Here is a 15,551-nt window from a genome sequence, read left to right as displayed (position 1 = left end):
TATGGCTAAAAGAGATCTCCTTTTAGAAATCGGTTTGGAAGAAATGCCGGCAAGATTTGTAACAAACTCGATGAATCAGTTATCTGATAAGGTTCAAGCCTGGTTAATGGAAAAGAAAATTTCATTTGATCATATAAAAGCTTTTTCTTCACCGCGTCGATTAGCCGTGCTAGTAGAAGGTGTTAATGAAGCCCAGGAAGATATTAATGAAGAAGCAAAAGGCCCAGCGAGAAAAATTGCTTTGAGTGAGGATGGAGAATGGTCAAAAGCGGCTATTGGTTTTTGCCGTGGTCAAGGGGCAAGTGTAGAGGATATCTTTTTTAAAGAAATAAACGGAGTCGAATATGTTCATGTAAAGAAATTTATTAAAGGACAAGAAACGATTGTCTTATTGCCTGAGTTGCAGCATATTATTACAGCCATGACATTTCCGAAAAATATGCGCTGGGCAGATAAAGAGCTTCGCTTTGTGCGTCCGATTAAGTGGATCGTTGCTTTATTTGGCCAAGAAATTATTCCATTCCAGATTACTAATGTTGAAACAGGAAATTGGACAGTAGGGCACAGGTTCCTAGGCGGGAAAATTGAAATGCCTGAGCCGAAGAAATATGAAGAAGCTTTGCTTGGACAGTATGTCATTGTTAATTATGAAGAAAGAAAAAGTGCAATCCTTTCACAATTAAAACGATTAGAAGAAGAAAACAAATGGATCATCCCGATTGATGAAGATTTGTTAGAAGAGGTGACAAATCTTGTTGAATACCCTACAGCATTGTTCGGTCGCTTTGAAGAGGAATTCTTAGAAATACCAGAAGAGGTTCTTATTACGTCGATGAAGGAGCATCAACGTTATTTTCCTGTTAAATCAAACGCTGGAAAGCTTCTCCCATATTTTGTTACTGTCCGCAATGGCGGCCATGAACATATTGACAAGGTAGCGAAGGGAAATGAAAAGGTATTAAGAGCAAGACTTTCAGATGCAGCCTTCTTCTATAAAGAAGACCAAAAGACGCCAATTGAAGCGTCGCTCTCAAAACTAACCTCAATTGTATACCATGAGGAAATTGGCACACTTGCAGAAAAGATAAGCCGAGTTCGCAAACTTACGAATCAAATAGCGGAACAGATTAACTTTAACAGCGATGATAAAGGCTTTGCAGACCGTGCTGCAGAAATCTGCAAATTTGATCTTGTTTCAAATATGGTCTATGAATTTCCAGAGCTTCAAGGATTTATGGGTGAAAAATATGCATTGCAAAAGGGAGAAAATCTAGCAGTAGCGAAAGCAATTAACGAGCATTATATGCCTAGAAATGCCGAAGATCAAACGCCAGCAAGTAATGCTGGGGCAGCTCTTTCAATTGCGGAGAAGATGGATACCATTGCATCTTGTTTCGCTATTGGCATCATCCCGAGCGGTTCTCAGGATCCATATGCACTAAGACGCCAAGCTACAGGTATTGTCCAAACATTATTAACGAAAGAGTGGGCAATTTCCTTAGAATGGATCATTAGTACTTCGTTGCAACTTATCGAAGATGCTGGAATAGCTAAAAAAGCGGTAGAAGAGATTAGTAAAGAAATAATCGCATTCTTTAAACTGCGGATTAAGCATCTTCTTCAAGAAAAGCATGTACGATATGATTTAATTGAGGCGGTGTTAGGAAGTAACATTGGAACTATTCCTGCACTTGTGAAAAAAGCGGTAGTGCTTGAAACTAGGAAGGAAGAAGCGGGCTTCAAAGAGAGCATTGAAGCATTAAGCCGAGTACTAAATATTTCCTCAAAGGCGGAAGCAATAGGAGAAGTCGAGAAGAGTTTATTTGAAAATGAATATGAATCCATTCTTTATGATAAGTTTATTCTTGTTAATGAACAGCTAAGCAAAGAAATCTCCGAAGATGAAACATTTGCACTCCTTGTATCAATGAAGCCCGAGATTGACCAATATTTTGATCATACAATGGTAATGGCTGATAATCGTGACATTCGTGAGAATAGGCTAAGCCTAATGGGGAAACTAGCAAATATTATCAAGAATTTTGCAAATATGAATGAAATCATCGTAAAATAAACTTCTTTTTTGCCTTTTTTTAAAAGGACAATTATGATAAAGAAGAGTCTGCGCTTTGCAGACTCTTCTTCTATACTATAATTACTATTTCTATTCTTTTCATTTCTAAGATTTAAGTTATAATATTTATAAATAGTATGACACTTTAGATTGACGGGTGGTGAGGACAATCGAATTAAATAAGCGTCAAGAAAAAATATTAGAGATCGTGAAGGAAAATGGTCCGATTACTGGAGAACATATTGCCGAGCAATTAAACTTAACAAGGGCAACTTTAAGACCCGATTTGGCAATATTAACAATGGCTGGTTTCTTGGATGCAAGACCGCGTGTCGGTTATTTTTACACTGGAAAATCAGGTGCACAGCTGCTGACAGAGAACCTTCAGAAGCTTCGTGTAAAGGATTATCAATCAATCCCTGTAGTCGTAAATGAAAATGTCTCTGTATATGATGCAATTGTAACGATGTTTTTAGAAGATGTTGGAACATTATTTGTTGTTGATCAGTCATCATTGCTTGTAGGGGTTCTTTCGCGAAAAGATTTGTTGCGGGCTAGCATAGGGAAACAAGAATTAACGACTATCCCTGTTAATATCATCATGACCCGGATGCCAAATATTACGATGTGCGAGAAAGAGGATTTGTTAATTGACATCGCAAAGAAACTAATCGAAAAACAAATTGATGCTTTACCTGTTGTAAAAGAAACAGATAAAGGATTTGAAGTGATAGGCAGGATTACAAAAACGAATTTAACGAAGGCATTTGTCGCTTTAGCTGATAATAAATAAGAATTTGAACAGAGGAGATGGTTTTAAAGGATGAATAAAAAGCCTATCATCTATGTTGTATCCGACTCTGTTGGAGAGACTGCAGAGCTTGTAACAAAAGCTGCTGTCAGCCAATTTAATGGAAGTGAAGTCATAATCAAACGTTTTCCATATGTAGAGGATAAAGTACATATTGACGAAGTGATTTCTCTTGCAAAACTAGATAATGGAATGATAGTTTATACACTTGTTAAGCCTGAAATTCGCTTTTATATTAATGAGCAAGCAGCAAAGGAAGGAATCTACGCTTGTGATATTATTGGACCGTTAATGGACCAAATTCAAGTATTGTACGGAAAAACGCCACTTCATGAACCGGGACTTGTTCGAAAGTTAGATGAGGACTATTTCAAAAAAGTTGAGGCGATTGAATTTGCTGTTAAATATGATGATGGCCGTGACCCGCGTGGAATACTTAAGGCAGATATTGTCCTTGTTGGGGTTTCGAGAACTTCTAAAACACCGCTTTCTCAATACTTGGCCCATAAAAGGCTTAAGGTTGCTAATGTTCCTTTAGTACCTGAAGTAGATCCGCCAGAAGAGTTATACCTTGTACCACCGGAAAAGTGCTTTGGTTTAAAAATCAGTCCAGAAAAGCTGAACAATATTCGCAGAGAGAGGCTTATTTCTTTAGGATTAAGTGATAGCGCGAGCTACGCTAATATTGAAAGAATTAAAGAAGAAATAAATTATTTTGAAACGGTTGTCAGCAAAATTAATTGTCATGTCATTGATGTGACGAATAAGGCTGTAGAAGAAACTGCAAATTTAATCTTAAATCAATATCGAAAGAGCTTTCCGAAAAGCTAGCACATACACTGTTATGTGCCCTTTTCTTTTATTGGGAAGTTTTAAACTATTTTCTATGTAGTGAGAAAAAATAATAGAAAACTACAGTTTTTTATACTATAATAAAAAATTGTGATAAAAATGTTATAGATTAGGTTTAGAGTTCAATGTGAACGAATAAACTATTTATTGTGAGAAGTCAAGGGCATGACCTGAAAAAAATTCGACACAATAGTAAACTTTGTAGTATTTTTCTTATTAAAACATCTTATAAATGTATGTTCAATAATATTTAGCGATTCTCACTATATCAGTGCAGGTCAGTATGATTATACAAAAGTTATGTTTGAAAGAAGGAATATGCAGAGTGATGTAGAATTATTAGAACATTAGGCAAACCAGTCATTATGGTTGATGCCGATTCTTGTCCTGAAAAGGAAGAGATTGTCGAAAGAAGTAATAACTTTTCTATCGAAGTTATATTTATTGCCTCCTATGCCCATATGAAAAATGACCTAGCCCAAGTAAATTGGAAGTTCGTTGATTCTAGTAAAGAAGCAGTAGACTAATTTATCATGAATCATGTAAAGGCAGGGGATATCGTAGTTACACAAGATATCGGATTAGCATCGAAGCTTTTATTGAAAGAAGTTCATGTTATGAGCCCTAGAGGGATTATATTTGAAGGTAATGAAATTTATACTGCGCTTGATAAATGAGATAACTATCTGCAAAAGCGCGGCGAAGGGGGATATAAGGAAAAGGTCCCGAGCCTTTTAGTCAAGATGACCGTATAAGGTTTATAAAACAATTAACAAAAATATTGTCGAATTTTGAAGGAATTCGATAATTTTTCTAGAATTAAGCATTATGAAGAAACGCGCTTGCGCATTTCTTATTGTCTAGCTTCAGCGCCTCCCCCCTCGAGGTCACAAGCCAACCCTCCCAGAAAGGTAAAGTACACCTTTCCGTGACGTTCGTCTTGTGCTTGTCGGGGGTGAGCGAGGCGCTTGTGCATTTCTTATTAAATGGAGGTGGTGTTCTCATGGCAGAGCGCATCGCCGAGGAAAAAGTAAATGAAATTCGGCAAGCTGTCGATATTGTTGATGTAATTGGTGATTACGTCCAATTAAAGAAGCAAGGACGAAATTATTTTGGACTATGTCCTTTTCATGGAGAAAACACACCATCTTTTTCCGTTTCACCAGATAAGCAAATTTTCCATTGCTTTGGCTGCGGTGCTGGTGGAAATGCTTTTTCATTTTTAATGGACCTTGAGGGGTATTCCTTCCAGGAGGCTGCAATGAAGCTTGCTGAAAAAGGGAACATTAAGCTAGATATTGAAGCTTCATCGATATCCGTCCGAAAGTCCGTACCTCCAGACATTGAGCAAATGTTTGAAGCTCATGAGCTATTGCGTAAATTCTATCATCATCTGCTTGTAAACACAAAAGATGGCCAACATGCATTAGAATATTTGCTTGGCAGAGGGTTTACAATGGAATCGATTGAGAAGTTTCAAATCGGCTATTCACTGAATTCATGGGACTTTGTCTTAAACTTTTTAACGAAGAGAAAATTTCCAATACAAGTGATAGAAAAAGCCGGTTTGATCATTAAACGGGAAAAGGATGGGAAATATTTTGATCGATTTCGCGATCGGATCATGTTTCCAATCTTTGACCGAGGCGGTCAAACGATTGCCTTTTCAGGAAGATCATTAGGGGCCGATGAGCCCAAATACCTGAACAGTCCTGAAACGGCAATTTTTAATAAAAGTAAAATTTTATATAATTTTCATTTAGCCAGACCTCAAATGAAAAAGTTGCAGCAGGCAGTCCTTTTTGAAGGATTTGCCGATGTAATTGCTGCAGATCGTGCAAGTGTTGAAAACGGTGTTGGCACAATGGGAACATCCCTAACTGAGGATCATGTGTCAGTCTTAAAAAGAAATGTTCAGTCAATCACGATCTGTTATGACTCTGATCATGCGGGGATTGAAGCCGCATGGAGGGCAGGGAATATGCTTTCAGAGGCAGGGGTGCATGTAAGAGTTGCATTAATGCCGGACGGGATGGATCCAGACGATTACATTGGTCAGTTTGGAAAAGAGAAATTCCGCAAAGAGGTCATTGATGCAAGTGTTACCTTAATGGCTTTCAAGCTGCAGTATTATAAAAGAGGAAAAAGACTTCATGATGAAGGAGATCGTCTCCGCTATATCGAAGAAGTATTAGCAGAAATAAGCAAGCTTGATAATGCAGTCGAAAGGGATCATTATCTCAGACAATTAGCAAATGAATTTACCCTTTCTTTAGAGGCACTTAAAGAACAGTTAAAACAGGTTTCTTTTGCTGAAAAGCGGAAAAACAATGGGAAAAATAATGATGTAAAAATAAAGCTCCAGCCTATAACAAAGGCTAACCAGCTAAAGCCTGCATATTATACAGCAGAAAGAAGCTTAATTGCACATATGTTAAGGAACAGTGATATTGCCTTTAAGGTTCAAGATTTGCTTCAAGGAAACACGTTTAATGTTGATGAGCATCAAGCAATTATCACTTATTTACTTGGATATTATGAAAATGGCCATTCACCAGACCCAAGTGCATTTATTGATTTTATTCAGGATGAAAAGCTTAAAAGAGTAGTTGCTAACATTGAAATGATGTTAATAAATGAAGAATTAAGCGAACAGGAATTAACGGATTACATGAAACAGGTGTTTAATTATCAAAAAATGTTAAAGATAAAAGAAAAAATGATTGAGGAGAAAGAAGCAGAGAGACAGGGTGATTTTGGGAAGGCAGCACGAATTGCTATGGAAATCATCCAGTTACGAAAGTCTCTTTGATGGATTTTTCAAGTTAGATGAAAGTCTAACTACGGCGTCTGCCATCCGAAGTTAAGGATTCGGGGGTAAGATCGGCGCTTTTCGCATTTCATGGAAGGAGGGGGACAATATGGCTGAAAAATCGGCTCGATCAAAAGAAGTTGATTCAGAATTGACCCTAGAACAAGTAAAAGAGCAATTAATACAAATCGGAAAAAAAACTGGTGTCCTTGCCTATGATGATATAGCAGAAAGAATGGGTCATTTTGAATTAGATTCACATCAAATGGATGAATTCTATGAATTCCTTGGTGATCAGGGTGTTGAACTGGTTGGTGACAATGATGAAGACGCTGACCCAAATGCACAGGAATTAGCTAAAGGGGAAGAAGAATTTGATTTAAATGACCTTAGTGTTCCACCTGGGGTGAAAATAAATGACCCTGTGCGTATGTATTTAAAAGAGATTGGCCGTGTGGATCTCTTATCTGCTGAAGAAGAGATTTCACTTGCTGAACGAATTGAGCAAGGGGATGAAGAGGCAAAAAGACGCCTTGCTGAAGCAAACCTCCGCTTAGTGGTTAGTATTGCAAAGAGATATGTTGGCCGTGGGATGCTTTTCCTTGATTTAATTCAAGAAGGAAATATGGGCTTAATTAAAGCTGTTGAAAAATTTGATTATCGTAAAGGCTTTAAATTTAGTACTTACGCTACTTGGTGGATCCGTCAAGCAATTACAAGAGCGATTGCCGACCAGGCTAGAACGATTCGTATTCCTGTTCATATGGTTGAAACGATTAATAAATTAATTCGGGTCCAACGCCAATTACTTCAAGATCTTGGACGTGAACCATCACCTGAAGAAATTGCTGAAGATATGGATTTAACGCCTGATAAGGTTAGAGAAATCTTAAAGATTGCACAAGAGCCAGTTTCCTTGGAAACACCGATTGGGGAAGAAGATGATTCCCATCTCGGAGATTTCATTGAAGACCAGGATGCTACATCCCCTTCTGAGCATGCTGCTTACGAGCTTCTAAAAGAGCAGCTTGAGGATGTTCTAGACACCTTAACTGATCGTGAGGAAAATGTATTGCGTCTTCGCTTTGGACTTGATGATGGACGTACACGAACGTTAGAAGAGGTTGGTAAAGTGTTTGGTGTTACTCGTGAGCGTATTCGTCAAATTGAAGCGAAAGCATTGCGTAAATTAAGACATCCTAGCAGAAGCAAACGATTGAAAGACTTTCTAGAATAAATATAATTCCGAATTTCCTTTTTAGAAAAGGATTGCCAGAAAATAGTTTACTTCTTACAATAGAAGTAAACTATTTTTTTTAGTTTGGAAGTATAAATCTTGTACAGTCGAAGCCCCTCCAGTTTGTACGGCCATGATCAAGGCGCTTGTGCATTTCTTAAAGGATGTGTAACTTTTGAATGAAAATAGAAAAAACATCATTGTAAATGAAATTTTATCTTGGAAAAAAGCCCGTATGCTCCCAGAACAATATTGTGACTATCTTTTGGCCTTATATACAGAAGGAAATCAGCCGGAGATTTCAAAAAAAGGGATAAGTAGAGGGGGTTTTTGGAAAAACCACTATCTTTTTATTTTGCTTATTCCACTGACCCTTTTTTTAATCCATTTTACTGAATTGTCTATTACTTTGCAAATGCCGTTGTTCATTTTATTTGTTTTAGCAGGAATTATCTTTACAATTTATTTTTCTAGAAAAGGATTATTGCTGCAAATCCCAATGATTGTATCAGCGTTAATTCTATTGCTGACCTCAGTTGAATTTTTTTCTAGTGTTTTCCCAGAAAGACCGCTATTCCTTTATTTCAATCTGGTCATTAACTGTTTTCTCTGGTTGCTGTGCGGCTGGAAACTGAAGCAGCTCGCGTTTGCAATTTCAGGTGTATTGGGGCTGGTTTTACTGATTATTTATATTTTTGTATAATAAAATATTTTATAAAATTTTTAAATGTTGTGAAAATTATCTATTCTCTTTTATAATAGAGTTGTAAGCGTATACAACGAGTATAAGGGGGATGGACTGGTGAATTTTGATTTAACTTCTGAACAAGAAATGATTCTGAAAACGATTCGTGAATTTGCGGATGAAGAGGTTGCCCCTGGGGCATTAGACAGGGATCGCACGAAAGAATTTCCCGTTGATATTTTTAAGAAAATGGCTGATCTTGGTTTAATGGGTCTGCCTTTCCCAGAAGAATATGGGGGTGCTGGTGCAGATTCTGTGAGTTTTGCGATTGTTACAGAAGAGCTGAGCCGTGCGTGCGGATCGACAGGAATTACATATTCGGCTCATATTTCTTTAGGCGGTGCTCCGCTATATTTGTTTGGAACAGATGAACAAAAACAAAAGTATTTAGTCCCTATTTGTACAGGTGAAACCTTTGGCGCGTTTGGATTAACAGAGCCGAGTGCTGGTTCGGATGCGGGGGGGACAAGAACCACTGCGGTTGAAAAAGATGGAGAATATATCATCAATGGAAATAAGTGTTTTATTACTAATGCAAGCTATGCAAAGCATTTGGCTCTTACAGCAATAACAGGTGAAACAGATGGCAAAAAGGAAATAAGTGCAATCATCGTTCCTACTGATGCGGATGGATTTAAGGTGATTGATAATTATGAGAAAATGGGATTACATTCGTCGAATACGACAGAACTTGTCCTTGAAGATGTGCGCGTTCCGACTGAGCACTTGCTCGGCAAAAAGGGTGAAGGCTTTAAACAATTTTTAATCACCTTAGATGGAGGCAGAATTGGTATAGGTGCAATGGCTGTCGGCATCGCTCAGGCAGCTTATGAAAAGGCCGTTCAATATGCAAAGGAACGTCAGCAATTTGGGCGCTCCTTATCCAATTTCCAAGCGATTCAGTTTAAATTAGCAGATATGGCTATGAAAATCGAATTGGCACGAAATATGGTTTATAAGGCAGCTTGGCTGAAAGATCATGGAAGACCTTTTTCAAAAGAAGCATCCATGTGTAAGTTGTATGCCTCTGAGATATGCATGGAAATCACAGACCAGGCAGTTCAAATTCATGGCGGGTATGGATATATGAGGGATTATCATGTTGAGAGATATATGAGAGATGGCAAGTTAACTGAAATTGGCGAAGGTACATCCGAAGTTCAACGTTTAGTTATCGCTCGTCAAATCTTAAGTAACTAATAACAAGGTAGGGAAAACTCCATCTAAGTGATGGAGTTTTTGTCTATTTTCCGAATTTGCTGTGACAAAGTTTGCTTTAGGTCTTTTCCTTCGGTAGAATTTGAAGTAGAATAGAGATTGTTTGTACATTACTTAATATTTTGATGTTCTTACATAAGGGAGGTTAAAACATGAAAAATACAGCAATGCCGTATCTTATTATCTTTGCATTCGGTATCGTAGCAATTTTCTTTATGTCATTTATTGGTCTTAATAACATGGATGAAATTGCTGCAGAAAAAGAAGGCGGCGGAGACAAAGCTGAAGAGCAGGTTGCAGCAAGCCCTGAAGACACTTATAAGCAAAGTTGTATCGCCTGTCATGGTGATCAATATCAAGGAGCAGTGGGACCAGCTTTGACTGGTACTGGTGACCGTCACTCTAAGGAAGAACTTGTAGATATCTTAACTAATGGTACGGCCAATGGAATGCCTGGCGGATTAGTCGCTGGTCAAGAAGATGCAATGGCTGAATGGTTAATGACACTTAAATAATTGTTTAAAAAGAAAGTCCTTTGCATATGTAAAGGACTTTTTCTATACTTATTAAGACGGGCTATCGTTAAAACGGTAGCTATTTAAAATATGAAAGTATAAGTGGTGACTGAATGAATACTGAGAAATTATCACAGCGACTAGAAGCTGTTGCAAATTATATTCCTAGAGGATCACGTTTGGCAGACATTGGGTCTGATCATGCCTATTTGCCATGCTATGCAGTAAAGAAGGGTGTAGTTCCCTTTGCTGTTGCTGGAGAGGTCGTTGAAGGCCCTTATCAGTCAGCAAAACGGCAGGTGAAAATGAAAGGGCTTGATGAACAAATTATTGTGCGAAAGGGAAATGGATTGGAAGTCATTGCACTAGGAGAAATTGACTGCGTAACAATTGCCGGAATGGGCGGTGCTTTAATTGCGAGCATTTTGGAAGAAGGGAAGAATAAGCTGGATTCGGTTAAACGATTAATTTTGCAGCCGAATATTAGCGCACTGACGACAAGACAATGGCTTTTAGATAATGCATGGGAGTTAATTGCGGAAGAGATACTTGAAGAAGATGACAAAATATACGAAATAGTAGTAGCTGAAAAAGGAGATCCATTGAAACCATATAAAAATTTACAAAAGGAGCTTTTACTTGGTCCACTATTAATGAAACAATCCTCTGCTCCCTTTCAGAAGAAGTGGAGAAACGAGCTGAAAAATTGGCAGCGAATTTTAAAACAGCTGGAAAATGCAGCGGAATCAGAAGAAACAATACTGAAAAAGAAAGAGCTTAATGAAAAGATCCGAATGGTTGAGGAGGTTTTAGACAAATGAAAAAGGTGAATGGACATGAAATCATCCAGTTATTTGAACAATTCTCTCCGAAAAGCTACGCAATGGAAGGAGATAAAGTCGGTCTGCAAATCGGAAGGTTAAATAAACCGATTGAGAATGTAATGATTGCTCTCGATGTATTGGAGGAAGTAGTTGATGAGGCGATTGAAAAAAATGTGCAGCTTATCATCGCCCACCACCCGCCTATTTTTCGTCCATTGAAAGCGATAGCAACAGAAACACCGGCTGGCAAAATAATAGAAAAGCTTATTAAGCACGATATCGCTGTTTATGCCGCCCATACAAATCTTGATGTCGCGTCTGGCGGGGTAAACGATATGCTTGCCGAAGCACTTCAGCTTACAGATACGGAAGTGCTTTATCCAACATATGAAACAAAATTAAAAAAGCTAGTGGTATATGTTCCAGAGGAAAATGCAGAAGAGCTTAAGCATGCCCTAGGGAACGCTGGAGCAGGTGCAATCGGAAACTATAGTCATTGTTCATTCTCGTCCACTGGTATTGGGCAGTTTCTACCGGGTGAGGGAACAAACCCGCATATCGGTCAAACAGGAAAGCTTGAAATGGTTAAAGAAGAAAGAATTGAAACCATCTTTCCAGAACATTTTGAGAAAAGAATTCTCTCAGCTATGTTTAAATCTCACCCATATGAAGAAGTCGCTTACGATATTTATAGCTTAGAAAATAAGGGAGAGATCCTTGGTCTAGGGAGAATTGGCGATATTCCAGAAATGTCGCTAGCAGAGTTTGCATCCCATGTAAAACGCTGTCTTGATGTGAAAGGAGTTCGTGTCGTAGGCGATATGGCTGATAAGGTAAAGAGAGTAGCAGTACTTGGCGGTGATGGGAACAAATATTTCACTTCGGCAAAATTTAAAGGCGCAGATGTGTACGTTACGGGTGATATGTACTACCATGTGGCACATGATGCGATGATGATGGGACTAAATATTGTTGATCCAGGTCATAATGTCGAGAAAGTAATGAAAAAAGGCGTTGCCAAACAACTAGAGAAAATGTGTAAGGAAAAGGGCTATGATGTCTCCATTTTTGCTTCTGAATTGCATACAGATCCTTTTCAATTTGTGTAAGGGGTTTGGCTGATAACATGTTCAATGGCTAATAACATCATTGACTTGGCTGATAAATTGTAAAACAAAAAGGACCGGTATTTTTCTTTCCGAACCGGTCCTTTTTGTTATCTTTTAATTTTTGGAAGTATTTTACTTAATGGTACCTTCTTCTCTCTTGTCCAAGTTGATTCATCATTAGGATTAAACTGCTCGATAAAGGCAATTACCTCTTTTGTAATAGGTGTTGGAGTGGAGGCGCCAGAAGTAACAGCAACGGTTGAGGCATCCTTAATCCAATTGATATCAAGCTCGGTTACATCAGCAATCCGGTAGGCTTTTGTGTTAGCAATCTCTTCAGAAACTTGTGCTAAGCGATTGGAGTTATTGCTTTTGGGGTCACCAACAACAATCGTTACATCCGCTTGTCCAGCTTGGGTCGCAACCGCTTCTTGGCGAACCTGTGTGGCATTGCAAATTTCTTTATGAAACTCTGCATGAGGAAACTTTTCTTCTAGCTTATCCATTACCTCTTTAACATCCCATTGACTCATTGTCGTTTGATTAGTGACAACGATTTTTTCGCTTTGTATCTGCAGTGTCTCTACATCGTCTAGTGATTCAACCAGATGAACGGCTTGTGGAGCAACACCGATTGCTCCTTCAGGCTCAGGGTGCCCTTTTTTTCCGATATAAATAATCTGGAAGCCTTCTTTCACCTTTTCTTCGATTAAAGCATGTGTTCTCGTAACATCAGGACAAGTGGCATCGAGTGTCACAAGCCCCTTCGCTTTAGCTAATTCTCTAACTTCTGGTGAAATACCATGAGCAGTGAAGATCACCGTTCCCTTATCAACCTTGCTAAGAATATCCATTCGGTCTTTTCCATCAAGAGTAATAATTCCTTCTTCTTCAAAGGCATCTGTCACATGCTTGTTATGAACAATCATCCCAAGGATATAGATTGGCCGTGGCAGTGATTTATCTAGGGCTGCATTTCTTGCTATAACCATTGCATCGACTACCCCATAACAATAACCGCGTGGTGATATCTTAATGATCTCCATATTTCAAACCTCCAATAATAAAAACATCTATGATAAAGTTCGTCTATTTTTCCTTTTAATGATCATTCATGCGGTAAAAAGTGAATGATCCGTATACTATTATATAGAACTTTTGCTAATAATAATACTAAAAGGCTGTTAAGCGGGCTGTGCATATGATCATAAAGCTAGGAAAAGTTGATAAAGGTAAAATAAAAAAGAATGCGGCTGCATCCTTTTATACATACAATTTTGGCACAGATTGGCCATTTCTTTTTCCTTGTTTAGTGGAGCTGTTATCGATGTCCACATCTTTGCTTTCTTTTTTTATCGTTTTTTTAGTTTTAACGGATGTTGTCTCTTTTTTAGGCTTTTCATCCACTGCAGCCGGTTCGTCATCCCCATTTTTCAACCCTCTATAAAGCTTCCACATGGCAGGAATGTTTTTTACGAGCGGTCCATATTGTTGCACCATTGGTCCTACTTGCTGGGCAGTATTTAATACCTTTTGTGTGTTTGATAAAAAGCCATTGATTGCTGTAGGATTGCTTAAAGCTTTTAAGATTCCGCCTGCTCCAGACCCGCCAGTTCCAGCAGCCCTGCTTGCTGTTCCCGCGGCTCCTCTCGCTTGACCGCCACCCATAAGTTTGGCAAGAAGGCCTCCACCGCCCTGTCTCATTTGTGGTGCACCTCTCATCATTGAACCCATTGGTGGGCGAGCTTGCATTGGTGGCAATGATTGCGGAGGCATTCCTTCTCGAAAAGGCATTCTCGGTCCAGTCCTCATTCTCATAGCCTCCTTTCTATTTCTTAATACTAATAGGGTATGCATCATTGCTGAATTGGTTTAGGCGGGGGAACAGCAGAATTCTGGTAGAAAAAGTAAAAACAAGTGCCAATATGAAACTATTCTATAGTATGAGTGGTTATTTCTTTAAAACTTTATTATAATAACAGGATGATTATAAGAATCGACACATGAGGAGTTAATAAAAAATGAACGAAACAAAATTTGAACGGTATGAATTAAAGCCATTTATTATTGAAGCGGTGAAAAAGCTAGGCTTTTATGAGCCTACTGAAATACAAGAACGCCTAATTCCGACAATCCTTAAAGGGGATAGCGCAATCGGCCAATCACAAACAGGAACGGGAAAAACGCATGCGTATATTTTACCGATCCTGCAAAAGCTGGATTCTGCAAGAAATGAAGTACAAGCAATTATTACGGCACCTACACGGGAGCTTGCGAATCAAATCTATCAAGAAATTCTCAAAGTAACAGAGCATTGTCTAGAAGGTGAAGAAATAACGGCTCGTTGTTATATCGGAGGAACGGACAAGCAGCGAACAATTGAAAAATTAAAAAAGCAGCCGCAAATTGTTGTTGGTACACCTGGAAGAATTAATGACCTTGTGAAGGAGCAGGCTTTATTTGTTCATAAAGCAACGATGCTTGTTGTTGACGAAGCAGATTTAATGCTGGATATGGGATTTCTTGAAGATGTGGACCAAATAGCTGGAAGAATGCCAGAGAAGCTGCAAATGCTCGTTTTCTCAGCGACCATCCCTGAAAAGCTGAAACCATTCTTGAAAAAATATATGGAAAACCCAAAGTATATCCACGTGGAGCCGCAACAAGCCACAGCGGCTAAAATTGAACAATGGATTTTGCCATCAAAGCACCGAAATAAGGTGAATCTTGTTCACGAAGCCTTATCTGCATTTAATCCATATTTAGCGATTGTCTTTACAAATACGAAGAAAAAAGCAGACGAGGTTGCCGATGCCTTGATCGTAAAAGGGTTAAAAGTAGGCAGAATTCACGGTGACTTGAATCCGCGTGAACGAAAAAAAATGATGAAGCAAATTATTGATTTGGAATTTCAGTATATCGTTGCGACGGATTTAGCTGCACGGGGAATCGATATCCAAGGAATAAGCCATGTCATCAATTATGAACTGCCGACGGATTTAGACTTTTATATTCATCGTGTTGGCCGAACAGCGCGTGCTGGAAATTCGGGTATCGCTTTAACAATCTACGAAACCGCTGATGAAGATGCACTCAATCGCCTTGAAAAAATGGGCATTGAATTTCACCATGTTGATTTGCAAAAGGGTGAATGGACGAAGTTGGATGAACGTAACAAGCGTAAGAATCGACAAAGAAAAACAGATGATATCGATAAAAAAGCATCTTCGCTCGTTCAAAAACCGAAAAAAGTCAAACCGGGCTATAAGAAGAAAATGAAGTGGGAAATGGATAAAATTAAAAAACGCGAAAGAAGAATAAAGAAAAAATAAAAGTTTGGGGAGAGAGAAACAA

Annotated in this window: 13 protein-coding genes and 1 pseudogene; 12 read left to right on the top strand and 2 right to left on the bottom strand. The window is 38.6% G+C overall.

Annotated features, from left to right (window positions below; all coding sequences use genetic code 11):
• Nucleotide 1 precedes the first annotated feature (1 nt).
• The 11 genes and pseudogenes from glyS to AN957_RS19490 all read left to right on the top strand — a co-directional run bounded on the left by glyS (nucleotide 2) and on the right by AN957_RS19490 (nucleotide 12,197).
• The gene (glyS, locus tag AN957_RS19540) at nucleotides 2-2,074 is read left to right on the top strand and encodes a glycine--tRNA ligase subunit beta (RefSeq protein WP_053477050.1); all 2,073 of its coding nucleotides are present in this window, start codon (nucleotides 2-4) and stop codon (nucleotides 2,072-2,074) included.
• A 157-nt stretch (nucleotides 2,075-2,231) separates the two neighbouring features.
• Complete coding sequence (gene ccpN, locus AN957_RS19535; protein WP_056685743.1) at nucleotides 2,232-2,867, top strand: transcriptional regulator CcpN; 636 nt, start codon at nucleotides 2,232-2,234, stop codon at nucleotides 2,865-2,867.
• Nucleotides 2,868-2,897: 30 nt separating this feature from the next.
• Nucleotides 2,898-3,716 (top strand): pyruvate, water dikinase regulatory protein, encoded by an 819-nt coding sequence (locus AN957_RS19530; protein ID WP_053477048.1) that lies wholly within the window; start codon nucleotides 2,898-2,900, stop codon nucleotides 3,714-3,716.
• 386 nt (nucleotides 3,717-4,102) lie between these two features.
• Nucleotides 4,103-4,545 (top strand): annotated as a pseudogene (locus AN957_RS19525) (YaiI/YqxD family protein).
• A gap of 195 nt (nucleotides 4,546-4,740) precedes the next feature.
• Nucleotides 4,741-6,549, top strand: coding sequence for a DNA primase (gene dnaG / locus AN957_RS19520; protein WP_053477047.1), 1,809 nt, complete (start codon nucleotides 4,741-4,743; stop codon nucleotides 6,547-6,549).
• A gap of 109 nt (nucleotides 6,550-6,658) precedes the next feature.
• Nucleotides 6,659-7,786 (top strand): RNA polymerase sigma factor RpoD, encoded by a 1,128-nt coding sequence (gene rpoD / locus AN957_RS19515; RefSeq protein WP_053477046.1) that lies wholly within the window; start codon nucleotides 6,659-6,661, stop codon nucleotides 7,784-7,786.
• A gap of 175 nt (nucleotides 7,787-7,961) precedes the next feature.
• Nucleotides 7,962-8,489, top strand: a complete 528-nt coding sequence (locus AN957_RS19510) for a hypothetical protein (protein ID WP_056685741.1) — start codon at nucleotides 7,962-7,964, stop codon at nucleotides 8,487-8,489.
• A gap of 99 nt (nucleotides 8,490-8,588) precedes the next feature.
• Nucleotides 8,589-9,731, top strand: a complete 1,143-nt coding sequence (locus tag AN957_RS19505; RefSeq protein WP_053477044.1) for an acyl-CoA dehydrogenase — start codon at nucleotides 8,589-8,591, stop codon at nucleotides 9,729-9,731.
• Between the two features lie 170 nt (nucleotides 9,732-9,901).
• On the top strand, nucleotides 9,902-10,264 hold the full coding sequence (cccA, locus tag AN957_RS19500) for a cytochrome c550 (RefSeq protein WP_053477043.1): 363 nt from the start codon (nucleotides 9,902-9,904) through the stop codon (nucleotides 10,262-10,264).
• Nucleotides 10,265-10,377: 113 nt separating this feature from the next.
• Complete coding sequence (locus AN957_RS19495) at nucleotides 10,378-11,085, top strand: tRNA (adenine(22)-N(1))-methyltransferase (RefSeq protein WP_056685738.1); 708 nt, start codon at nucleotides 10,378-10,380, stop codon at nucleotides 11,083-11,085.
• Nucleotides 11,082-12,197, top strand: a complete 1,116-nt coding sequence (locus AN957_RS19490) for a Nif3-like dinuclear metal center hexameric protein (RefSeq protein WP_056685735.1) — start codon at nucleotides 11,082-11,084, stop codon at nucleotides 12,195-12,197. Before AN957_RS19495 ends, AN957_RS19490 begins: the two co-directional genes overlap by 4 nt.
• 107 nt (nucleotides 12,198-12,304) lie before the next feature.
• Here AN957_RS19490 and AN957_RS19485 read toward each other — a convergent pair whose 3' ends face one another.
• Both AN957_RS19485 and vrrA read right to left on the bottom strand, forming a co-directional pair.
• Nucleotides 12,305-13,243, bottom strand: coding sequence for a 4-hydroxy-3-methylbut-2-enyl diphosphate reductase (locus AN957_RS19485; protein ID WP_056685732.1), 939 nt, complete (start codon nucleotides 13,241-13,243; stop codon nucleotides 12,305-12,307).
• A 217-nt stretch (nucleotides 13,244-13,460) separates the two neighbouring features.
• A complete protein-coding gene (vrrA, locus tag AN957_RS19480; protein ID WP_056685729.1) occupies nucleotides 13,461-14,009 on the bottom strand; it encodes a VrrA/YqfQ family protein in 549 nt (182 codons plus the stop codon).
• 209 nt (nucleotides 14,010-14,218) lie between these two features.
• Between vrrA and AN957_RS19475 the strand changes: the two genes are divergently transcribed.
• On the top strand, nucleotides 14,219-15,529 hold the full coding sequence (locus tag AN957_RS19475) for a DEAD/DEAH box helicase (RefSeq protein WP_053477038.1): 1,311 nt from the start codon (nucleotides 14,219-14,221) through the stop codon (nucleotides 15,527-15,529).
• The last annotated feature ends 22 nt before the right edge of the window (nucleotides 15,530-15,551 follow it).

The organism is Cytobacillus solani, from assembly GCF_001420595.1.
GTDB classification, from domain to species: domain Bacteria; phylum Bacillota; class Bacilli; order Bacillales; family Cytobacillaceae; genus Cytobacillus; species Cytobacillus solani.
The sequence above is the reverse complement of the archived record's forward strand: the minus strand, read 5'-3'. Positions and strand labels throughout refer to the sequence as shown.